Source organism: Pseudomonas syringae CC1557 (assembly GCF_000452705.1).
GTDB lineage: Bacteria > Pseudomonadota > Gammaproteobacteria > Pseudomonadales > Pseudomonadaceae > Aquipseudomonas > Aquipseudomonas syringae_F.
In genome coordinates, this window is the sequence record NZ_CP007014.1 from 936,855 (window position 1) to 957,895 (window position 21,041).

Consider the following 21,041-nt stretch of genomic DNA (forward strand, 5'->3'; position numbering starts at 1 on the left):
CCCGCCCCGAGGTCGACATCAACGCAGACCGCGTTGAAGCTCGTCCAGCTCACGGATGTATTTGAAGATTTTGCGGCTGGTGGCCGGCGGTTTGTTGCGTGCTACTTCGTGTTGCGCCTGACGAATCAGCGAGCGCAGTTGCTGGCGGTCGGCGTCGGGGTATTCGATAACGAATTTCTCGAGGTCGGCGTCATCACCCGCGATCAGGCGATCACGCCAGCGCTCCAGATTGTGAAAACGTTCATTGTACTGGCGAGTGGAGGCATCAAGTTGGTCGAGCAACACCAGAATGGCTTCCTGGTCCTGATCGCGCATCAGCTTGCCGATGAACAGAATGTGCCGCTTTCGCGCGATGTTGGCCGTGTGCTTGGGCGCTTCGGCCAGGGCCTTGCGCAAAGCGTCGGTCAACGGCAGCTTGGCCAGCACATCGGCTTTGAGTGTTGTCAGTCGCTCACCGAGGTCAACCAGCGCATGCAGCTCGCGCTTGACCTGAGTTTTGCTTTTCTCCCCGTCGAGGGAGTCGTCGTAAGAATCAACCATGGGGGCAGTCCGCAAAGAAACGCCGCCATGATAACCAGTCGTGGGCCGCTTGTCCGGCCCGGTCGGTATTCGGCCTGTGCTGAAAGAAGAATTTGATGGAGAAAGTCATGAGTGCAACCCAAAGCGTCGGCCCGCAGGCCTTGCCCGAATTGCAGGAACAGGTCGAGCAGATCATCGCCGAAGCCAGGCGTCAGGGCGCCAGCGCCTGTGAAGTGGCCGTGTCGGTGGATCAGGGGCTGTCGACATCGGTCCGCCAGCGTGAAGTTGAAACCGTTGAGTTCAATCGAGATCAGGGATTCGGCATTACGTTATACGTGGGGCAGCGCAAAGGCTCGGCCAGTACGTCGGCTACTGGTGCCGACGCTATTCGTGAAACGGTGGCCGCTGCACTGGCGATCGCCGAGCACACCTCTGAAGACGAAAGCTCCGGGCTGGCTGATGCCGCGCTTATGGCCAAAGAGGTCATGGATTTTGACCTTTATCACACGTGGGACATCACGCCCGAGCAGGCCATCGAGAAAGCGCTGATCTGCGAAGCGGCGGCCTTCGATGCCGACAACCGGATCAAGAACGCCGATGGCACCACCCTTAACACCCATCAGGGCTGCCGCGTGTATGGCAACAGCAATGGTTTCATCGGCGGCTATGCGTCAACCCGGCATAGCCTGAGTTGCGTGATGATTGCCGAAGGCGAAGGCCAGATGCAGCGCGATTACTGGTATGACGTGAACCGCAAGGGCCAGCTGCTGGCCGATGCCGAGAGCATTGGCCGCAAGGCTGCGTTGCGCGCTGCGAGCCGTCTGGGCGCGCGGCCGGTGCCTACGTGTGAAGTGCCGGTGTTGTTTGCCGCTGAGCTGGCGGGTGGCTTGTTCGGCAGCTTTCTCGGCGCTATCTCAGGAGGCAACCTGTATCGCAAGTCGTCATTCCTCGAAGGCTCTCTTGGCCAGCGACTATTCCCGGAGTGGATGACCATCGATGAGCGTCCACACCTGAAGCATGCCATGGGCAGTTCGGCGTTCGACAGCGATGGCCTGGCGACGTACGCCAAACCATTCGTGGATCAAGGCAATCTGGTGTCCTACGTGCTGAGCACCTATTCCGGTCGCAAACTGGGCATGCCAAGCACCGCCAATGCTGGCGGGGTGCACAACCTGTTCGTCTCCCATGGTTCCGAAGATCAGGACGCTCTGATCCGGCGCATGGGCCGCGGCTTGCTGGTCACTGAGTTGATGGGCAGCGGACTGAACATGGTCACCGGCGATTATTCCCGCGGCGCAGCAGGCTTCTGGGTCGAGAACGGCGAGATTCAGTTTCCGGTTCAGGAAGTGACTATCGCTGGCAACATGCGCGACATGTTCAAACAGATCATCGCTGTGGGCAGTGATCTCGAACTGCGCAGCAACATCCGCACCGGCTCGGTGCTGATCGAGCGCATGATGGTGGCGGGGAGCTGATTAGCGTACATCGTCACGCCTGTATACCTGACTGACTCGCATGCCAATGCTCCCGCGTTGGCATGCGCTCCCTGTCACTTCACGTCAACTGTCCTTGGCATGCCACGGCCCCAGGTCATGAGCAATCAATAGCTCATGAAGCCTCGCTTCATTCCCTTCCCAGGATCCCCTCCCAAGAGCCGCCTCATCAACGCGCTTGTGTTGAGTTAAAATCTCATTTAATAATGAGTATCATTTGAGGGTGCGCTATGATCGCCTGGGTCACCTGGTCCGGCCAGCCTGCGCCTCTGGAGGTATGTCATGCAGCATTGGAAACGCACCATTGAACAGGCCAATCGCTGTTTCAGTCTGGGTGAGTGGGTCGAAGCCCGTGAGCTGTACCTTCAGGCGCTGGCCTTGGCACAAGTGCTGTTCGAGCGTTGGCCGGACGTTGATGAAGCTGTTGCGGCGTGTGTGATTTCCCATCACAACCTGGCAGACCTGCACCTCAGCCTGGGGCAGCCAGAGGAAAGCGCCGAATACCTGTGCGCAATCCATCAACACCTGTTGCAGACCATGCAGAGCAAGCGCCTGACGCCCGCCCTGCGCGAAGCGGCCCTGCGCCATAGCAGCAAGACCTACGCCGAGCTACTGAGCTTTATCAGCGAGCATGGCGAATACCCGCGCACCCATCGACTGCTGAACAGCAGCAGCGAGCACACGCGCTCATCGCTGCAGCGCCATTCAGCGACTCATTCCGGACTTTTCTACGGAGCACATTGAAATGTCTCATACCTTGCCAGCACTGCCGTATGCCTACGATGCGCTAGAGCCGCACATTGATGCGCAGACCATGGAAATCCATTACACCAAGCATCACCAGACCTATATCACTAACCTCAATGCGGCGGTCGACGGTACTGAATTCGCCGATTGGTCGGTTGAAAAACTCGTCGCCAGCGTCAAGCAACTGCCTGAAAATCTGCGCCCGGCAGTGATCAATCAGGGGGGTGGTCACGCCAACCATTCGCTGTTTTGGGAAGTCATGGTGCCCGGCGGCGGTGGTTTGCCCGAAGGCGCGATTGCGGCTGCAATCGATGAACAATTAGGTGGTTTTGACAGCTTCAAAGAGGCCTTTACCAAAGCCGCACTGACGCGTTTTGGCAGCGGCTGGGCCTGGCTGAGCGTTACCCCTGACAAAAAACTGATAGTCGAAAGCAGCGGCAATCAGGACAGCCCGCTGATGAATGGCAACACACCCATTCTGGGGCTGGACGTGTGGGAGCACGCTTATTACCTGCGCTACCAGAACCGCCGTCCCGAATACATCAATGCGTTCTACAACGTGATCAACTGGCCGGAAGTATCCCGACGTTATCAGGCTGCTTTGGCCTGATCCCCTCGATAACCCGCAAGGGCGCCCATGCGTTCTGAATTACCTGGGATCAGCAAAGTGCGGTTGCTGCGCAGGGCCGCAGGGGCCGTGCTGCTGGTGGCAGGTATGGTGTGGCGTGCGGAACGGGAGTTGAGCTGGCTTCAGGCGCGCGGCTTTTGATGGCTGTGACACGCTGGAAAGGAAAGTGTGAAGCCGAGGGCTTATTCGCCCTCGTCGAACCTGTTATTGATCAGTTCCACCAATCCATCGAGGGCTTCATGTTCGAATTCACCTTCGGTGTGCAGGTGGATCTCGGTGCCTTTGCCCGCTGCCAGCATCATTACGGCCATGATGCTCTTGCCATCGACCATGCTTTCCGGCGTACGGCCGACGCGGATCTGACAGGGAAACTTGCCGGCAACGCCTACGAACTTGGCGGCGGCGCGGGCGTGCAAACCCAGTTTGTTGATGATGGTGATTTGACGAGCGGGCATCGCAGTGTAAATCCTTTCAGCTAAGGTCGCGGTGGCGGACCTGAACGTTCTTGAGTGATTGTTGCAATACCTGACCCAGGCGTTCTGTCAGGTAGACGGAGCGATGGTGCCCGCCTGTGCAACCGATGGCAATGGTAACGTAAGAACGGTTGCTGGCTGCGAATCGAGGCAGCCATTTGTTCAGATAGGTGAAGATGTCCTGAAACATTTCTTCAACGTCGGGCTGCACAGACAAGTAATCGATAACGGGCTGTTCGAGGCCTGAATGATCGCGCAATTCAGGCTTCCAGTACGGGTTGGGCAGGCAGCGCACATCGAAGACCAGGTCGGCATCAACGGGCATGCCACGCTTGAAGCCGAACGACTCGATCAGAAAGGCAGTGCCAGGCTCGGGCTTGTTGAGCAGCCGCAACTTCAGCGCATCGCGCAACTGGTAGAGGTTCAGGTGGGTGGTGTTGATCTTCAGGTCGGCCAGATCGATGATCGGGCCCAGCAGCGTGGTTTCGTCGCGTATCGCCTCGGCCAGCGAACGATCTGCCGTGCTCAGGGGGTGGCGACGTCGGGTTTCCGAGAAGCGCTTGAGGAGGGTGGCTTCGTCCGCGTCCAGGTACAGTACGTCGCACTGGATATTGCGTGAGCGCACTTCATCGAGCATCTGCGGAAAACGGGTCAGGTGGCTTGGCAGATTGCGTGCGTCAATCGAAACCGCCAACAGTGGTTCTGCCAGCTCGGTATTGATCAGTGCGCGCTCGGCCAGTTCCGGCAGCAGACCGGCCGGAAGGTTATCGACACAGTAGAAGCCGTTGTCTTCCAGCACATCCAGCGCGGTACTTTTACCCGAGCCGGAACGGCCGCTGACGATGATCATGCGCATTGTCAAAGACCTTTTTGTGCGTCCAGCACCACGTTATATAGCGCTTCATCGCTTGCCGCGTTGCGCAGGCTCTTGCGCACATCGGCCTTGTCCAGCATACCGGCAATCTGGCTAAGCAACTCCAGGTGATCGTCGGTGGCCTTCTGCGGGACCAGCAAGACAAACAGCAAGTCCACTGGCGCGCCGTCGATGGCGTCGAAATCTACAGGGGCGTCGAGGTGAATCACTGCACTGACAGGTTCGCCACAACTGGCCAGTCGGCAGTGAGGGATGGCGATACCGTTGCCGAAACCGGTCGACCCCAATTTCTCACGGGCAACCAGACTTTCGAACACAGTGTCCGAATCCATGCCCGGCACCTCTCGGCCGATCAGGTTGGCAATCTGTTCGAGTACACGCTTCTTGCTGCCACCCGGCATGTTCACGAGTGAACGGCCGGGGGTCAGGATATTTTCAAATCGGATCATTTAAATGGGCGTTAGCGAGCGGCCGCACCTTTGAGGATGCTTTGCTGCTTTTCCTTATGCTTGAGCAATTGTCTGTCGAGCTTGTCAGTGAGCAGGTCGATTGCCGCGTACATGTCGTCATGTTCAGCATTGGCAACCACCTCCCCACCGTGGATATGCAGCGTGGCTTCGATCTTCTGCTTGAGCTTCTCGACCGCCATCGTGACCTGCACGTTTGTAATCTTGTCAAAATGCCCCTCCAGCTTCTTGAGCTTCAGCTCAACATACTCACGAAGGGGCTTGGTCACTTCCAGTTGGTGTCCACTGATGTTGACTTGCATACAGCTTTCTCCTTTTGCCAATGCATAAAGAGACAGGCGTGACGCCTGCCACTGGAACGCTGTGGCTCGGCCTGCATCACATCAATCGCTTACGCTCACTGGAAGGCGCTATCCCTAGTGATTCGCGGTACTTGGCGACTGTGCGACGGGCTACTTGAATGCCTTGTGCCTCCAGTAAACCAGCGATCTTGCTATCACTCAACGGCTTTTTCTGATTTTCCGCCGCAACCAGTTTTTTGATAATTGCGCGAATTGCCGTGGACGAGCATTCGCCGCCTTCGGAGGTGCTTACGTGGCTTGAAAAGAAGTATTTCAGCTCGTAAATACCCCGTGGGGTATGCATGAATTTCTGGGTCGTGACGCGGGAAATGGTCGACTCGTGCATGCCCACCGCCTCGGCGATGTCGTGCAGCACCAGCGGCTTCATGGCCTCGTCGCCGTATTCCAGAAAACCACGTTGGTGTTCGACGATTTGGGTGGCGACCTTCATCAGGGTTTCGTTGCGGCTTTGCAGGCTCTTGATGAACCAGCGAGCCTCTTGCAACTGGTTGCGCATGAAGGTGTTGTCCGCGCTGGTGTCGGCGCGACGGACAAACCCGGCGTATTGAGGATTCACGCGCAGGCGGGGCACCGATTCCTGATTGAGCTCCACCAGCCAGCGTTCGTTATCCTTGCGCACGATCACGTCAGGAATAACGTATTCGGCTTCTGTGGATTCGATTTGCGAGCCGGGGCGCGGGTTGAGGCTCTGAACCAGTTCTATGACCTGGCGCAGCTCGTCTTCCTTGATTTTCATGCGTCGCATCAACTGGCCGTAATCGCGGCTGCCCAGCAGATCGATGTAATCGGTGACCAGCCGTTGTGCTTCCATCAGCCAGGGCGTTTTCACGGGCAACTGGCGTAATTGCAGCAGCAGGCATTCGCTCAGGGTGCGCGCACCGATGCCGGCAGGTTCGAACTGCTGGATGCGGTGCAGGACGGCTTCGATTTCGTCGAGTTCGATGTCCAGCTCGGGATCGAAGGATTCAAGAATCTCTTCGAGCGTTTCATCCAGATAGCCCTGGTTATTGATGCAGTCGATCAGCGTCACTGCAACCAGTCGATCCTTGTCGGACATCGGCGCTACGTTCAGTTGCCACAGCAGATGGCTTTGCAGGCTTTCGCCCACTGATGTACGGGTAGTGAAATCCCACTCATCGTCATCGCTGCTGGGCAGGCTGCTGGCGCTGGTCTGGTAAACGTCTTCCCAGGCCGTGTCGACGGGCAGTTCGTTTGGAATGCGCTCGCCCCATTCGCCGTCTTCCAGGTTGTCCACCGTGGGGGCGGCTTCCTGATAGGTCGGTTCCTGAACGTCGGGGTTGGGCTTTTGTTCGATGTTGTCGGCAAGCGGATCGGAGTTATCGAAATCGTCGCCTTCTTCCTGCCGTTCAAGCATAGGGTTGGACTCCAGCGCCTCCTGAATCTCCTGCTGGAGGTCCAGAGTGGACAACTGAAGTAAACGGATTGCCTGTTGCAGCTGCGGTGTCATCGTCAGCTGCTGGCCCATTCTCAAGACTAGCGATGGTTTCATGGCAGGGGCTAAACACCTTATTCGCTGACGCACGTGCGTCATCTACTACAGGCGCCGGGGCGCCATCATTAAGCAAATTATATGCCTGAAACCTGTGGCTTTGCCTAGAGCGATATGACAAATAAAATCCTATCAATACGCTATACGGGCATCAATCAGCCGGGGACGCGCCAAAGGCGATTGATCAAAGACGGAACTCGTGGCCGAGGTACACTTCTTTCACCAGCTGATTCGCCAGAATGGTTGCCGAATCGCCTTCTGCGATCAGCTGTCCATCGTTGACGATGTAAGCGGTTTCACAGATATCCAGCGTTTCACGGACGTTGTGATCGGTGATCAGCACGCCGATGCCCTTGGCTTTCAGGTGGTGAATAATCTGCTTGATGTCGCCCACCGAGATCGGGTCCACGCCTGCGAACGGTTCATCCAGCAGGATGAATTTCGGCGAAGTGGCCAGCGCGCGAGCAATTTCCACGCGGCGACGTTCGCCACCCGACAGGCTCATGCCCAGGTTGTCGCGAATGTGCGTGATGTGGAACTCCTGCAAGAGGCTTTCAAGCTCCTTGCGGCGTGCTCCGGCATCGAGTTCCTTGCGGGTCTCGAGGATCGCCATGATGTTGTCGGACACGGATAGCTTGCGGAAGATAGAGGCTTCCTGCGGCAGGTACCCGATACCGGCGCGTGCACGGCCGTGCATGGGCTGGTGGCTGACATCCAGGTCGTCAATCAGCACGCGGCCCTGATCCGCCTGGACCAGGCCCACGATCATGTAGAAGCAAGTGGTCTTGCCGGCGCCGTTGGGGCCCAGCAAGCCGACGATCTGCCCGCTTTCGATGGATATACTCACATCGCGCACGACCTGTCGGCTCTTGTAGCTTTTAGCCAGATGCTGGGCTTTGAGCGTTGCCATTTACGGGGCCTTCTGCGGTTGATCGGTTTTCTTCTTCGGCTGGATGACCATGTCGATACGCGGACGTGGCGTAGTCAACTTGGTGCCGCCATTGGCCCGGCCAGCACTGACGACCTGTCTGACCGTGTCGTAGACGATTTTCTCGCCTTCCGACGTGTTGCCGTCGTTGATGACCTTGGCCTTGTCGATCAGGACAATGCGGTCCTGGCCGGCGTAATACTGGATCGTGACGGCGTAGGCCTGCACGATCGGCTTGTCCGGGGCCGGTTTCTGCTCGTAGTAAGCCAGATTGCCGACAGAGGTGAACACATCGACTTCGCCCTGGGCGTTACGGGTAATCGTCACGGTGTTGCCGGTGACCTTCATCGAGCCTTGCGTGATGACGACGTTGCCCCTGTAGGTTGCAACGCCTTTCTTGTCATCAAGCTGAGCATCGTCAGACTGGATGTGGATAGGCTGATCACGGTCGGTTGGCAGGGACCAGGCGCTCGCGCTTCCCAGTGCTGCGCCCAGGCCGAGCAATAAAGGAAGAGTTTTAACGAGCCTCATACTGTCCTCTTACGTTGGATAGCAGGTCCATCCTGCTGTCTTTCAAATACGCTTTCATTCCCTTGGCCGTAGTGACACCGCCCGCGCCGTCGATTCTAACGTCTTGGTCGGTCTCCGCATATTGCTTCTGCGGGAATACGGTCATGCGACTGCTGGTGATAATAGTCGTACGTTGTTTTTCATCGGTGCGTTCAACGCGAACGGAGTCCATCAACTCGACCTGATCGCCGGCGGACGACACTTCGCCTCTTTTACTCTGCACATGCCAGGGAAACTCACCGCCGCGATACATGTTCAGATCGGGCGTGGTCAGCAGGCTTACATCAGAGGCCTTCACGTGCTCCACCTTGTCGGCGGTCATGTCGTATTGAAGTGTGCCGTCTGGCAGGTACTGAACACTTCGCGTATTAAGCGCATAGTAGTCGATCGCGGTGTCGTTAACCGTCCCGTCAGGCCTGTCCATGAAACTTTCAGGGCTGACATTCCAGTAGCCGACGGCCGCCAGCAGCACCGCCAGTACCCCGAGAAGCAGGAACTTCCGAATTTTTTTAGTGAACATAATGGCTTCTATAAATAAGCAGAGTGGGCCGCTTCAAGGTTGCCTTGCGCACTCAGAATCAGTTCGCAGAATTCGCGTGCCGCACCTTCGCCGCCTCGCGCCGTTGTTATTCCGTGTGCATGCTCGCGTACAAAACTTGCCGCATTGGCAACGGCCATGCCCAGACCGACACGCCGAATGACTGGCAAGTCTGGCAGATCGTCACCCAGATAGGCGACTTGTTCGTAACCCAGTTTCAACTCTGCCAGCAATTGGTCCATGACGACCAGTTTATCTTCGCGGCCTTGAAAAAGGTGTGCGATGCCCAGGCTCTTCGCCCGGCGCTCGACTATCGCTGTTTTACGGCCACTAATGATGGCTGTGGTCACGCCTGAGGCGATCAGCATTTTTATGCCTTGCCCGTCCAGCGTGTTGAATGTCTTTATCTCGCTGCCGTCTTCCATGAAATACAGACGGCCGTCAGTCAGTACGCCATCCACATCGAAGACTGCCAGTTTGATGGCCTTGCCGCGCTGCATGAGTTCCGGGTTCATCGTTTTGCCTTCCATTACATGACGCCTGCACGCAGGAGGTCCTGCAGATTGAACGCACCTACCGGCCGATCATCCTGGTCCACGACAACCAGCGCACTGATTTTGTTGTCTTCCATGATTTTCAGCGCTTCGGCCGCCAGCATCTCTGCATGAGCGGTTTTGCCATGATGGGTCATGACCTCATCAATGGTGGTCTGGCGGATGTCGAAAGGGCGGTCGAGGGTTCGACGCAGGTCGCCGTCGGTGAAGATGCCTGCGAGTCTGCCGTCGGTTTCGATAATGGCGGTCATGCCCAGACCCTTGCGGGTCATCTCCAGTAGCGCATCCCGCAGCAGGGTGCCGCGCTGGACGCTCGGCATTGCGTCGCCGGAGTGCATGACATTCTCGACTTTCAGCAGCAAGCGTCGGCCAAGTGCTCCGCCTGGGTGCGAAAACGCGAAGTCTTCGGCGGTGAAGCCTCGTGCTTCGAGCAGTGCCACGGCCAGTGCATCGCCCATGACCAGTGCCGCAGTCGTCGAGGAGGTCGGTGCCAGGTTGAGCGGGCAGGCTTCGTGTTCGACGTGGACATTGAGGTTGATGTCCGCAGCCTTGGCCAGAACCGACTCTGGATTGCCGGTCAGGCTGATCATCCGGATACCCAGACGTTTGATCAGCGGCAGCAGGGTCACGATTTCATTGGTGGTGCCGGAGTTGGACAGCGCGAGAATGATGTCGTCGCGAGTGATCATGCCCATGTCACCATGGCTGGCCTCGGCCGGATGCACGAAAAACGAGGTGGTCCCGGTGCTTGCCAGCGTTGCGGCAATCTTGTTGCCAACGTGCCCGGACTTGCCCATGCCGACCACGACAACACGTCCCTTGCTGGCCAGAATCATCTCGCAGGCGCGCACAAAGTCCCCGTCGAGGCGTTCAAGCAAGCCTTGTATGGCTTCTATCTCGAGACGGATGGTGCGTTGTGCCGCCTGGATCAGGTCACTGGATTGAGTCATGTCTGGGAAGGGTCAGCCGGTTGAAAGGCGGCGATTATAGCGGTAATGAACGATTCCCTCACGTCTGATCGTCGTTGTGTTGTTTTTAAACGAATTTCCTACGCGCTTGCGGGTCTGTATGCACGCCTGTAGCCATAACATTGTGGTACAGAATAATTCGGCGGATACCTGAACCGGTTGGTTCTCTTCTTGGGGGCGGGTGCCTGCGGTGATATAGTTCGCGGCTTGTTCGGCCCGCCTATACAGCTTGTCTGCCTCCGAGAACGGGCGGCTGAGGGCGGAGGCTGTATCGCAAGGAGTTTAGATGAGTCCTGATGACGCCTATGCGGTCGAGTTGAAAGGTGTGTCTTTCAAACGCGGTGCGCGCAGTATTTTCAATAATGTCGATATTCGTATTCCGCGGGGCAAGGTCACCGGGATCATGGGCCCCTCGGGCTGTGGCAAAACTACTTTGCTGCGTCTGATGGGCGCTCAGTTGCGCCCGAGCGAAGGTCAGGTGTGGGTCAATGGCCAGAACCTGCCGGAACTGTCGCGCAGCGACCTGTTCGACGCGCGCAAGCAGATGGGTGTGCTGTTTCAGAGCGGTGCGCTGTTTACCGATCTGGACGTTTTCGAAAACGTCGCCTTTCCGCTGCGGGTGCATACAGAACTACCGGAAGAGATGATCCGCGACATCGTTCTGCTCAAGCTCCAGGCCGTTGGCCTGCGGGGTGCGATCGAACTGATGCCGGATGAATTGTCGGGTGGCATGAAGCGCCGCGTTGCACTGGCACGTGCGATCGCGCTCGATCCGCAGATTCTCATGTATGACGAGCCCTTCGTGGGGCAGGACCCGATTGCAATGGGGGTCCTGGTGCGCCTGATCCGGTTGCTCAATGACGCGCTTGGCATCACCAGTATTGTGGTGTCTCACGACCTCAGCGAGACCGCGAGCATTGCCGACTATTTATACGTAGTGGGCGACGGGCAGGTACTGGGGCAGGGTACGCCTCAGGAGCTGATGTCTTCGGACAATCCACGCATTCGTCAATTCATGACCGGCGAGCCCGATGGCCCTGTGCCGTTTCACTATCCGGCGCCGGATTTCCGCGAAGATCTATTGGGGAAGCGCTGATGCGCAAGAAGTCACTGATGGACCGCGTCGCCCTGATGGGGCGCTCGGCCATTGATATCGTTGCTGTTCTGGGTCGTTCCGGCCTGTTCCTGGTGCATGCCCTGCTCGGGCGCGGCGGTGCCGGTAGCAGTTTTCAGTTACTGGTCAAACAACTGTATTCCGTCGGCGTCATGTCGCTGGTCATCATTGTGGTGTCCGGCATCTTCATCGGGATGGTGCTCGCCCTGCAGGGTTTCAGTATTCTGGCCAAGTACGGCTCGGAACAAGCCGTCGGTCAGATGGTTGCGCTGACCTTGCTGCGTGAGCTTGGCCCTGTTGTCACAGCCTTGCTGTTCGCCGGTCGTGCAGGTTCTGCATTGACCGCCGAGATCGGCAACATGAAGTCCACCGAGCAGTTGTCGAGCCTCGAGATGATCGGTGTCGATCCGCTCAAGTACATTGTTGCGCCGCGTCTGTGGGCAGGTTTTATCTCACTGCCGATTTTGGCCATGATTTTCAGCGTGGTCGGTATCTGGGGTGCTTCGTGGGTGGCAATCGATTGGCTGGGCGTCTACGACGGCTCTTTCTGGTCGAACATGCAGAACAGCGTTTCTTTTACGAACGATGTGCTCAATGGGGTGATCAAAAGCGTCGTATTTGCCTTCGTGGTGACGTGGATTGCCGTTTTCCAGGGGTATGACTGCGATCCTACTTCCGAGGGGATCAGCCGCGCGACAACCAAGACTGTCGTATACGCCTCGCTGGCCGTGTTGGGACTGGACTTTATTTTGACCGCCTTGATGTTTGGAGATTTCTGATGCAAAACCGTGCCATCGAAACCGGAGTCGGCTTGTTTCTGCTCGCCGGGATACTGGCTCTGCTCCTGCTGGCCCTGCGAGTCAGTGGTCTGAGCACAAGCGCGAGTACCGATACCTATAAACTTTATGCCTACTTCGACAATCTTGCCGGTTTGACTGTCAGAGCCAAGGTCAGCATGGCTGGCGTGACGATTGGCAAGGTGACCGCGATTGATCTGGATCGCGATACCTTTACCGGGCGTGTCACGCTGGAGATTCAGAAAAAGGTCGATAACCTGCCTTCCGACTCGACAGCGTCGATCCTGACCGCCGGCTTGCTGGGTGAAAAATACATCGGTCTCAGCGTCGGTGGCGATGACAAACTGCTCAAGGATGGCGGGACCATTCATGACACGCAGTCTTCGCTCGTACTTGAAGACCTGATCGGAAAATTCCTGCTCAATACTGTAAGTAAAGACGCCAAGTGAGGAGCTTCAAATGATCTCTATTCTGCGCCGTGGCCTGCTGGTATTGCTGGCCACCCTGCCAATGCTGGCGAATGCCGCGGCGACCCCCTCGGCTCATGATCTGGTGGAACGCACCACCAAGGAATTGCTGAGTGACCTGGCGACCAATCGTGAGCAATACAAAGCCAATCCAAGCGCGTTCTACGATGCGCTGAACCGGATTGTCGGCCCTGTCGTGGACGCGGATGGCATTTCCAAAAGCATCATGACCGTCAAGTATTCCCGCAAGGCAACGCCTGATCAGGTGAAGCGGTTCGAAGAAAACTTCAAACGCAGCCTGATGCAGTTCTATGGCAATGCCTTGCTTGAATTCAACAATCAGGGCATCACCGTTGCACCTGCCAAAGACGAAGGCGATGACCGCACCAGCGTGGACATGCAGGTTAAGGGCAGCAATGGCGCGGTCTATCCGGTTTCCTACACGCTGGTCAAGCTGAACGGCGAGTGGAAGGTACGTAACGTTGTCATCAACGGTATCAATATCGGCAAGCTGTTCCGTGATCAGTTCGCCGACGCCATGCAGCGTAACGGCAACAACCTGGACACCACGATCAACAACTGGGCTGGCGAGGTCGCCAAGACCAAGTCCACCGTAGACGCTGCGCAGAAGCCTGCACAATGACTGAGTCCGCTGTCCGTCTCGTCGGGCCAGGCGAGCTCAAAATGATCGGAGTGCTGGACTTTCGCACCGGGCCGCAACTGCGCAAGCAGGGCGCGGCACTGATCAAGTCCGGGGATCTGACCGAGTTGACGCTGGACTGTTCGGATGTCGAGAAGTCCAGCAGTGTAGGCCTGGCGCTCGTGCTGGCGTTCATGCGTGACGCCAGGGATGCTGGCAAGTCGCTCACCGTGCGTTCGCTGCCCCAGGATATGCGTGAAATAGCCCGTGTCTCCGGTCTGACCGAGCTATTGAACATTCACTGACAGGCGTTATCCTGAAAGCCCTTTGTACGGAGCCGCTCGTTGGGCTTCGCATAACATGGGCTTTTTTGTATGATGGCCGACCCGCGCGCGTACAGCGCCGATCGAGGTTGAGCATGCAGGCTGTAGAAGTGAAGAGCTTCCTTGAAGGAAAGCTGCCGGAAATCAAAGTGGAAGTTGAAGGCGAAGGCTGCAACTTTCAGCTGAACATTATCAGTGACGAGTTGGCCAGCCTGAGCCCCGTCAAGCGTCAGCAACAGATTTACACCCATCTGAACCCCTGGATTGCCGATGGCAGCATCCACGCGGTGACCATGAAATTTTTCAGCCGCGCTGCGTGGACCGAGCGTACCTGAGCCAATAGGTGTCGAGACTCTAATGGATAAACTGATTATTACCGGCGGCGTTCGTCTTGATGGCGAAATTCGTATTTCCGGGGCAAAGAACTCTGCCTTGCCGATCCTTGCCGCGACCTTGCTGGCTGACGGTCCGGTGACTGTTCAGAACCTGCCGCACCTGCACGATATCACCACCATGATCGAGCTGTTCGGTCGCATGGGCATCGAGCCGGTGATCGACGAGAAACTCAGCGTCGAGATCGACGCGCGCACCATCAAGACACTGGTCGCACCGTACGAACTGGTGAAAACCATGCGTGCGTCGATTCTGGTGCTGGGCCCCATGGTCGCTCGCTTCGGTGAGGCCGAGGTGGCTCTGCCGGGTGGTTGCGCCATTGGTTCGCGTCCGGTTGACCTGCACATCCGTGGCCTTGAAGCCATGGGCGCGATCATTGACGTCGAAGGCGGTTACATCAAAGCCAAGGCGCCTGAGGGCGGTTTGCGCGGTGCGCACTTCTTCTTCGATACCGTCAGCGTGACCGGCACTGAAAACATCATGATGGCGGCCAGCCTGGCCAACGGTCGCAGTGTGCTGCAAAACGCTGCGCGCGAGCCTGAGGTTGTCGATCTGGCCAACTTCCTGATCGCCATGGGCGCGAAAATTCACGGTGCAGGCACCGATACCATCACCATTGATGGCGTCAAGCGTCTGGGTCCGGCGACCTATAAGGTCATGCCTGATCGCATCGAGACCGGTACCTACCTGGTGGCTGCTGCCGTTACTGGCGGCCGCGTCAAGGTCAAGGACACTGATCCGACCATTCTGGAAGCGGTGCTGCTCAAACTTCAGGAAGCCGGTGCGGAAATCACCACCGGTGAAGACTGGATCGAACTGAACATGCACGGCAAGCGCCCCAAGGCTGTCAACGTCCGGACCGCGCCATACCCGGCGTTCCCGACCGACATGCAGGCGCAGTTCATCTCGCTCAACGCCATTGCCGAAGGCACCGGTGCAGTCATCGAGACCATCTTCGAAAACCGCTTCATGCACGTGTATGAAATGCACCGCATGGGCGCTCAGATTCAGGTCGAAGGTAATACTGCAATCGTGACCGGTACTGAAGTGCTCAAGGGCGCGCCTGTGATGGCGACCGACCTGCGCGCTTCTGCCAGTCTGGTGATTTCGGCGCTGGTCGCTCAGGGTGACACGCTGATCGACCGTATCTACCACATCGACCGTGGTTACGAGTGCATCGAAGAGAAGCTGCAAATGCTGGGCGCCAAGATCCGCCGCGTTCCGGGCTAGTAGCGTGCGGCCCTGATACCGCTGGTATCAGGGCCGCCTGTTCTGTCGCGGGTGTGATTTCTGATTCGTTTCACCTCGGGCCTGTCAGGCCCGAGGGTTGTCAGGCGCCGTTTGCGTCCTGACAAAAGTTTCCTGATAAGGACTGACGTTTCCCATGTTGACCATCGCACTGTCCAAGGGCCGCATTCTGGATGACACCCTGCCGCTTCTCGCCGAAGCAGGCATCGTGCCGACCGAGAATCCGGACAAGAGCCGCAAGCTCATCATCCCCACGACCCAGGCTGACGTACGTCTGCTGATCGTGCGCGCAACCGACGTGCCGACTTACGTCGAGCATGGCGCAGCCGACCTGGGTGTCGCGGGCAAGGATGTGCTGATGGAATACACCGGTCAGGGCCTCTACGAGCCGCTGGACTTGCAGATAGCCAGATGCAGGCTCATGACTGCTGGTGCAATCGGCGCCGTCGAGCCCAAGGGCCGTCTGCGCGTTGCCACCAAGTTCGTCAATGTTGCCAAGCGTTACTACGCCGAGCAGGGTCGACAGGTCGACATCATCAAGCTTTACGGCTCCATGGAGCTGGCTCCGCTGATCGGTTTGGCGGACAAGATCATCGACGTGGTCGACACCGGCAACACTTTGCGTGCCAACGGTTTGGAGCCGCAGGAGCTGATTGCGCACATCAGTTCGCGCCTGGTAGTAAACAAGGCTTCCATGAAAATGCAGCACGCGCGCATCCAGGCGCTTATCGACACCCTGCGCAAAGCAGTGGAGTCGCGACACCGCGGTTGATCCCTTCACGCAACGTTGAGTTGCGTCCAGCTATCCGTGTCATAGCCAAATTTCTCAGGTGCCTGCGCGGATAGCTTGGTAGCTTTAGGCTCCTGAGCATCCGCCAATTATTGAGGCCCCGCTATGACCACGCCCACTGCAATTCGCCGACTCGACGCTGCTGACCCGGATTTCGCACGACATCTGGATCATCTGCTGAGCTGGGAAAGTGTGTCTGACGACTCGGTCAACCTGCGCGTGCTCGACATCATCAAGGCCGTGCGTGAGCGTGGCGATGCAGCACTGGTCGAGTTCACCCAGAAGTTTGATGGTCTGCAAGTCGCCTCAATGGCCGATCTGATTCTGCCTCGCGAACGTCTGGAGCTGGCGCTGACCCGCATTACGCCGGTTCAGCGCGAAGCACTGGAAAAGGCCGCCGAGCGCGTGCGCAGCTACCACGAGAAGCAGAAGCAGGATTCCTGGAGCTATACCGAGGCTGATGGCACGGTGCTGGGCCAGAAAGTCACGCCGTTGGACCGCGCCGGTTTGTATGTGCCCGGCGGCAAGGCTTCCTACCCGTCTTCGGTGTTGATGAATGCCATCCCGGCGAAAGTTGCCGGCGTGACCGAAGTGGTCATGGTCGTGCCGACGCCGCGTGGCGAAATCAACGAGCTGGTGTTGGCCGCTGCGTGCATCGCTGGCGTTGACCGGGTGTTTACCATTGGTGGTGCGCAGGCGGTTGCAGCCCTGGCTTACGGCACGGAAAGTGTGCCGAAGGTGGATAAAGTCGTCGGCCCTGGCAACATCTATGTCGCCACTGCCAAGCGCCATGTGTTCGGTCAGGTGGGCATCGACATGATTGCCGGTCCGTCCGAGATTCTGGTGGTGTGCGACGGCCAGACTGATCCTGACTGGATCGCCATGGACCTGTTTTCCCAGGCTGAGCACGACGAAGATGCCCAGGCGATTCTGGTCAGCCCGGACGCCGAGTTTCTCGACAAGGTCGCGGCCAGTATCACCCGCTTGCTGCCGACCATGGAGCGCGCGGCGATTGTCGAAACCTCGATCAACGGCCGCGGTGCGCTGATCAAGGTGGCGGACATGGCTCAGGCGATCGAAGTGGCCAACCGCATTGCACCTGAACACCTTGAGTTGTCGGTGGCCGATCCTGAAGCCTGGCTGCCGCATATTCGCCACGCAGGCGCAATCTTCATGGGGCGTCATACCTCGGAAGCACTGGGCGATTACTGTGCCGGTCCCAATCATGTCTTGCCGACTTCAGGTACGGCGCGTTTCTCCTCGCCGCTGGGCGTTTACGATTTTCAAAAGCGTTCCTCGATCATCTATTGCTCACCGCAGGGTGCGTCCGAGCTGGGTAAAACCGCTTCCGTACTGGCTCGCGGTGAATCGCTGAGTGGTCACGCGCGCAGCGCCGAATACCGCATCACAGACCCCGACTGGAAAGCTGGCAACACAGAGGACGGCAAATAATGAGCAAATTCTGGAGCCCTTTCGTCAGCGGACTGGTGCCTTACGTGCCGGGCGAGCAGCCGAAACTGACCAGGCTGGTCAAACTCAATACCAACGAAAACCCGTACGGCCCGTCGCCCAAGGCGCTTGAGGCCATGCGTGTTGCGCTGACCGACGATCTGCGTCTGTATCCCGATCCCAACAGCGACCTGCTCAAGCATGCGGTCGCCAGCTATTACAGCGTGCAGCCCAATCAAGTGTTTCTCGGCAACGGTTCCGACGAAGTACTGGCACACATCTTCCACGCATTGTTTCAGCACAATGCGCCGCTGCTGTTCCCGGACATCAGCTACAGCTTCTACCCGGTGTACTGCGGCCTTTATGGCATTGATTATGAAGTGATCCCACTGGACGAGCAGTTCCAGATTCGCGCCGAAGACTACGCCAGGCCGAATGCCGGGATCATCTTCCCCAACCCGAACGCACCGACTGGCTGCTTGCTGGGCCTGGACGCGGTCGAGCAGATCATCAAGGCCAGCCCGGATTCGGTGGTGGTGGTCGACGAGGCGTACATAGACTTTGGCGGCGAAACCGCGATCACACTGGTGGATCGTTATCCGAACCTGCTGGTGACCCAAACGCTGTCCAAGTCACGCTCGCTGGCCGGATTGCGGGTTGGCTTGGCAGTGGGGCATCCGGACCTGATCGAAGCACTGGAGCGGGTCAAGAACAGCTTCAACTCCTACCCGCTTGACCGCATGGCCAACGTCGGCGGGGCAGCGGCTTTCGAGGATCGCGAACACTTCGAATCGACGCGCAACAAAGTCATTGAAAGTCGTGAAGCGTTGGTCGAGCAGTTGCAGGCCAAGGGTTTTGAAGTGCTGCCCTCGGCCGCCAACTTCATCTTCGCCCGCCACCCACAGCACGACGCTGCCGGCCTGGCGGCAAAGCTGCGCGAGCAGGGCGTCATCGTCCGCCACTTCAAACAGCAGCGAATTGCCCAGTTCCTGCGCATCAGCATCGGCACGCCAGAGCAGCACGAAGCGTTATTGGAAGGCTTGAGCGGGATTTAAGAAGCAGCAGCGCTGAGATTGGACGCAGAGTAACGCCTTTCGTGACGCTCTGCGTCACAGGTCTGCGCTGTGCCGCACCTTCAGGTACCGGTGCATCACTCAGGCGCCGCCACAGGCGTCGGAGCGGGAGGTGGACGCAAGCCGACTTCGGCGCTCAGGCGCATTTCCTTGCCGTTGCGCATCACGTCGATGGCGATCTTGTCCTTGGGTTTGGTGCGCGCTACCTGGTTCATCGAGCGGCGGCCGTCACCGGCAGGTTCGCCGTTGATGCTCAGAATCACATCACCCAATTGCAGCCCGGCTTTCTGCGCCGGTCCGTCACGGAAAATGCCTGCCACCACGATGCCCGGACGATCCTTCAAGCCAAAAGACTGAGCCAGTTCCGGAGTCAGCGGTTGCACTTCGATGCCCAGCCAGCCACGAATCACCTGACCGTGCTCGATGATCGACTTCATGACATCCATTGCCAGCTTGGTCGGAATGGCAAAGCCAATCCCCTGAGAACCGCCTGACTTGGAGAAGATCGCGGTATTGATGCCGATCAGGTTGCCGCTGGCATCCACCAGTGCGCCACCGGAGTTGCCGGGGTTGATGGCGGCGTCGGTCTGGATGAAGTCTTCGTAAGTGTTGAGACCCAGCTGATTGCGCCCCGTAGCGCTGATGATGCCCATCGTCACGGTCTGTCCGACGCCGAACGGGTTGCCGATGGCCAGCGCGACGTCACCGATGCGAATGCTGTCGGAGCGCGCAATGGTGATGGCCGGAAGGTTTTTCAGGTCGATCTTCAAAACGGCCAGGTCGGTTTCCGGGTCGTTGCCGATGACCCTCGCGATGGTTTCGCGGCCGTCCTTGAGTGCCACCACGATCTGGTCAGCCCCCGTGGTCACATGGTTGTTGGTCAGGATGTAGCCTTCGGGGCTCAACATCACGCCGGAGCCCAGGCTGGATTCCATGCGTTTCTGCTTGGGCGTGTTGTCACCAAAGAAGCGTCGAAACTGTGGGTCTTCGAAGAGTGGGTTGGCGCCCTTGTTGACCATCTTGGTGGTATAGAGGTTGACCACCGCAGGCGCAGCGGCGATCACTGCGTCGGCATAGGACGTCGGGCCCTGAATGACTGTGGTGGTTTGCGGTGCCTGCTGCAGATTGACATCCAGGCTCGGCAGACCGACCCACTGCGGGTAGCGCTGAATGATCAGCATGGCGATAAGCACACCTGCCAGCAGTGGCCAGCCGAAAAAGCGCAGTGCCTTGAACATTGAACAAGTCCTGATGGTTGCGGGCGCAGAAAATTTTGCCACGGGTGCGCCATAATGGCGGGCATTATACGAGTACAACGCAGCTCTGAACTGCATATTTAGGAGTCTTTTATGGCTGTTGCCCTGAGCACCCTGGTTGAAGAAGCCGACCGCTACCTGAACAGTGCGCGAATTCAGGATTACTGCCCCAACGGCCTTCAGGTCGAGGGGCGTCCGCAGGTCATGCGCATCGTCAGCGGCGTCACGGCCAGTCAGGCGTTGCTGGATGCTGCGGTCGACGCTCAGGCCGATCTGATTCTGGTCCACCACGGTTACTTCTGGAAGGGCGAAAACCCTTGTGTGGTCGGCATGAAGCAGCGCCGCCTGAAAACCTTGCTCAAACATGACATCAGCCTGCTGGCCTATCATCTGCCGCTGGATGTGCATCCGGAGGTCGGCAATAACGTGCAACTGGCTCGTCAACTGGACATCACCGTCGAGGGGCCGCTGGACCCTGAAAATTCGCGGGTCGTCGGGCTGGTAGGTTCGTTGCCTGAAGCCATGACCCCGCGCGATTTTGCTCGTCGGGTGCAGGACGCACTGGGGCGCGAGCCGCTGCTCATAGAAGGCAGTCAGATGATTCGCCGGGTCGGCTGGTGTACCGGAGGCGGCCAGGGTTATATCGATCAGGCGGTGCTGGAAGGCGTCGACCTGTTCCTGAGTGGCGAAGCGTCAGAGCAGACCTTTCACAGCGCACGGGAAAACGACATCAGCTTTATCGCAGCCGGTCATCACGCCACCGAGCGCTACGGTGTTCAGGCGCTGGGTGATTACCTGGCAAGGCGTTTTGCGCTGGAGCATATCTTTATCGACTGCCCGAACCCGATCTGACGGACCAA

Annotated in this window: 26 protein-coding genes; 14 read left to right on the forward strand and 12 right to left on the reverse strand. The window is 58.1% G+C overall.

Annotation, left to right across the window (positions count from 1 at the left end):
• Positions 1-18: 18 nt before the first annotated feature.
• A complete protein-coding gene (yjgA, locus tag N018_RS04385) occupies positions 19-540 on the reverse strand; it encodes a ribosome biogenesis factor YjgA (RefSeq protein WP_003377535.1) in 522 nt (173 codons plus the stop codon).
• Positions 541-647: 107 nt separating this feature from the next.
• Here yjgA and pmbA point away from each other — a divergent pair, with 107 nt between their 5' ends.
• The 3 genes from pmbA (at position 648) to N018_RS04400 (ending at position 3,369) form a co-directional block, all read left to right on the forward strand.
• On the forward strand, positions 648-1,994 hold the full coding sequence (gene pmbA / locus N018_RS04390) for a metalloprotease PmbA (protein WP_024644290.1): 1,347 nt from the start codon (positions 648-650) through the stop codon (positions 1,992-1,994).
• A gap of 300 nt (positions 1,995-2,294) precedes the next feature.
• Positions 2,295-2,756 (forward strand): tetratricopeptide repeat protein, encoded by a 462-nt coding sequence (locus N018_RS04395; RefSeq protein WP_024644291.1) that lies wholly within the window; start codon positions 2,295-2,297, stop codon positions 2,754-2,756.
• Between the two features lies 1 nt (position 2,757).
• Positions 2,758-3,369 carry a superoxide dismutase gene (locus N018_RS04400; RefSeq protein ID WP_024644292.1) on the forward strand — a complete coding sequence of 204 codons (612 nt, stop codon included), beginning with the start codon at positions 2,758-2,760 and terminating at the stop codon, positions 3,367-3,369.
• Between the two features lie 200 nt (positions 3,370-3,569).
• Here the strand turns inward: N018_RS04400 and N018_RS04405 are convergent, their stop codons facing one another.
• From N018_RS04405 to N018_RS04450, 10 genes are all read right to left on the reverse strand, one after another.
• Complete coding sequence (locus N018_RS04405; protein ID WP_024644293.1) at positions 3,570-3,842, reverse strand: HPr family phosphocarrier protein; 273 nt, start codon at positions 3,840-3,842, stop codon at positions 3,570-3,572.
• Positions 3,843-3,858: 16 nt separating this feature from the next.
• Positions 3,859-4,716: an RNase adapter RapZ gene (rapZ, locus tag N018_RS04410; RefSeq protein ID WP_024644294.1), complete on the reverse strand. Its 858-nt coding sequence runs from the start codon at positions 4,714-4,716 to the stop codon at positions 3,859-3,861.
• Between the two features lie 2 nt (positions 4,717-4,718).
• Positions 4,719-5,183, reverse strand: a complete 465-nt coding sequence (ptsN, locus tag N018_RS04415) for a PTS IIA-like nitrogen regulatory protein PtsN (protein ID WP_024644295.1) — start codon at positions 5,181-5,183, stop codon at positions 4,719-4,721.
• Positions 5,184-5,194: 11 nt separating this feature from the next.
• Entirely contained in the window at positions 5,195-5,503 is a 309-nt protein-coding gene (hpf, locus tag N018_RS04420; RefSeq protein WP_003377554.1) for a ribosome hibernation-promoting factor, HPF/YfiA family, read from the reverse strand.
• 76 nt (positions 5,504-5,579) lie between these two features.
• The gene (locus N018_RS04425; protein WP_024644296.1) at positions 5,580-7,073 is read right to left on the reverse strand and encodes an RNA polymerase factor sigma-54; all 1,494 of its coding nucleotides are present in this window, start codon (positions 7,071-7,073) and stop codon (positions 5,580-5,582) included.
• A gap of 184 nt (positions 7,074-7,257) precedes the next feature.
• Positions 7,258-7,983, reverse strand: coding sequence for an LPS export ABC transporter ATP-binding protein (lptB, locus tag N018_RS04430; protein WP_024644297.1), 726 nt, complete (start codon positions 7,981-7,983; stop codon positions 7,258-7,260).
• Positions 7,984-8,532: a lipopolysaccharide transport periplasmic protein LptA gene (gene lptA / locus N018_RS04435; protein WP_024644298.1), complete on the reverse strand. Its 549-nt coding sequence runs from the start codon at positions 8,530-8,532 to the stop codon at positions 7,984-7,986.
• Positions 8,519-9,091, reverse strand: coding sequence for an LPS export ABC transporter periplasmic protein LptC (lptC, locus tag N018_RS04440; protein ID WP_024644299.1), 573 nt, complete (start codon positions 9,089-9,091; stop codon positions 8,519-8,521). The genes lptA and lptC overlap by 14 nt, the downstream gene beginning before the upstream one ends.
• An 8-nt stretch (positions 9,092-9,099) precedes the next feature.
• Positions 9,100-9,624: a KdsC family phosphatase gene (locus N018_RS04445; protein ID WP_418903467.1), complete on the reverse strand. Its 525-nt coding sequence runs from the start codon at positions 9,622-9,624 to the stop codon at positions 9,100-9,102.
• A 14-nt stretch (positions 9,625-9,638) separates the two neighbouring features.
• Entirely contained in the window at positions 9,639-10,613 is a 975-nt protein-coding gene (locus tag N018_RS04450) for a KpsF/GutQ family sugar-phosphate isomerase (RefSeq protein ID WP_025388925.1), read from the reverse strand.
• 304 nt (positions 10,614-10,917) lie between these two features.
• Between N018_RS04450 and N018_RS04455 the strand changes: the two genes are divergently transcribed.
• The 10 genes from N018_RS04455 (at position 10,918) to hisC (ending at position 18,907) form a co-directional block, all read left to right on the forward strand.
• Entirely contained in the window at positions 10,918-11,727 is an 810-nt protein-coding gene (locus tag N018_RS04455) for an ATP-binding cassette domain-containing protein (RefSeq protein WP_024644302.1), read from the forward strand.
• Positions 11,727-12,524 carry a lipid asymmetry maintenance ABC transporter permease subunit MlaE gene (gene mlaE / locus N018_RS04460; RefSeq protein WP_024644303.1) on the forward strand — a complete coding sequence of 266 codons (798 nt, stop codon included), beginning with the start codon at positions 11,727-11,729 and terminating at the stop codon, positions 12,522-12,524. The genes N018_RS04455 and mlaE overlap by 1 nt, the downstream gene beginning before the upstream one ends.
• Positions 12,524-12,991, forward strand: coding sequence for an outer membrane lipid asymmetry maintenance protein MlaD (mlaD, locus tag N018_RS04465; protein ID WP_024644304.1), 468 nt, complete (start codon positions 12,524-12,526; stop codon positions 12,989-12,991). The genes mlaE and mlaD overlap by 1 nt, the downstream gene beginning before the upstream one ends.
• Positions 12,992-13,001: 10 nt before the next feature.
• Positions 13,002-13,652: an MlaC/ttg2D family ABC transporter substrate-binding protein gene (locus N018_RS04470; RefSeq protein ID WP_024644305.1), complete on the forward strand. Its 651-nt coding sequence runs from the start codon at positions 13,002-13,004 to the stop codon at positions 13,650-13,652.
• Positions 13,649-13,954 (forward strand): STAS domain-containing protein, encoded by a 306-nt coding sequence (locus N018_RS04475; protein WP_024644306.1) that lies wholly within the window; start codon positions 13,649-13,651, stop codon positions 13,952-13,954. Before N018_RS04470 ends, N018_RS04475 begins: the two co-directional genes overlap by 4 nt.
• A gap of 113 nt (positions 13,955-14,067) precedes the next feature.
• A complete protein-coding gene (locus N018_RS04480) occupies positions 14,068-14,307 on the forward strand; it encodes a BolA family protein (protein ID WP_024644307.1) in 240 nt (79 codons plus the stop codon).
• A gap of 22 nt (positions 14,308-14,329) precedes the next feature.
• On the forward strand, positions 14,330-15,595 hold the full coding sequence (gene murA, locus N018_RS04485; RefSeq protein WP_024644308.1) for a UDP-N-acetylglucosamine 1-carboxyvinyltransferase: 1,266 nt from the start codon (positions 14,330-14,332) through the stop codon (positions 15,593-15,595).
• A gap of 154 nt (positions 15,596-15,749) precedes the next feature.
• Positions 15,750-16,385 (forward strand): ATP phosphoribosyltransferase, encoded by a 636-nt coding sequence (hisG, locus tag N018_RS04490; RefSeq protein ID WP_024644309.1) that lies wholly within the window; start codon positions 15,750-15,752, stop codon positions 16,383-16,385.
• A 123-nt stretch (positions 16,386-16,508) separates the two neighbouring features.
• A complete protein-coding gene (gene hisD, locus N018_RS04495) occupies positions 16,509-17,855 on the forward strand; it encodes a histidinol dehydrogenase (protein WP_025388926.1) in 1,347 nt (448 codons plus the stop codon).
• Positions 17,855-18,907 (forward strand): histidinol-phosphate transaminase, encoded by a 1,053-nt coding sequence (gene hisC, locus N018_RS04500; RefSeq protein ID WP_025388927.1) that lies wholly within the window; start codon positions 17,855-17,857, stop codon positions 18,905-18,907. Before hisD ends, hisC begins: the two co-directional genes overlap by 1 nt.
• 95 nt (positions 18,908-19,002) lie before the next feature.
• On the opposite strand, the gene algW is transcribed toward hisC, so the two are convergent.
• Positions 19,003-20,163, reverse strand: coding sequence for a Do family serine endopeptidase AlgW (gene algW / locus N018_RS04505; protein ID WP_024645901.1), 1,161 nt, complete (start codon positions 20,161-20,163; stop codon positions 19,003-19,005).
• A gap of 111 nt (positions 20,164-20,274) precedes the next feature.
• Between algW and N018_RS04510 the strand changes: the two genes are divergently transcribed.
• Entirely contained in the window at positions 20,275-21,033 is a 759-nt protein-coding gene (locus N018_RS04510) for a Nif3-like dinuclear metal center hexameric protein (protein WP_025388928.1), read from the forward strand.
• The last annotated feature ends 8 nt before the right edge of the window (positions 21,034-21,041 follow it).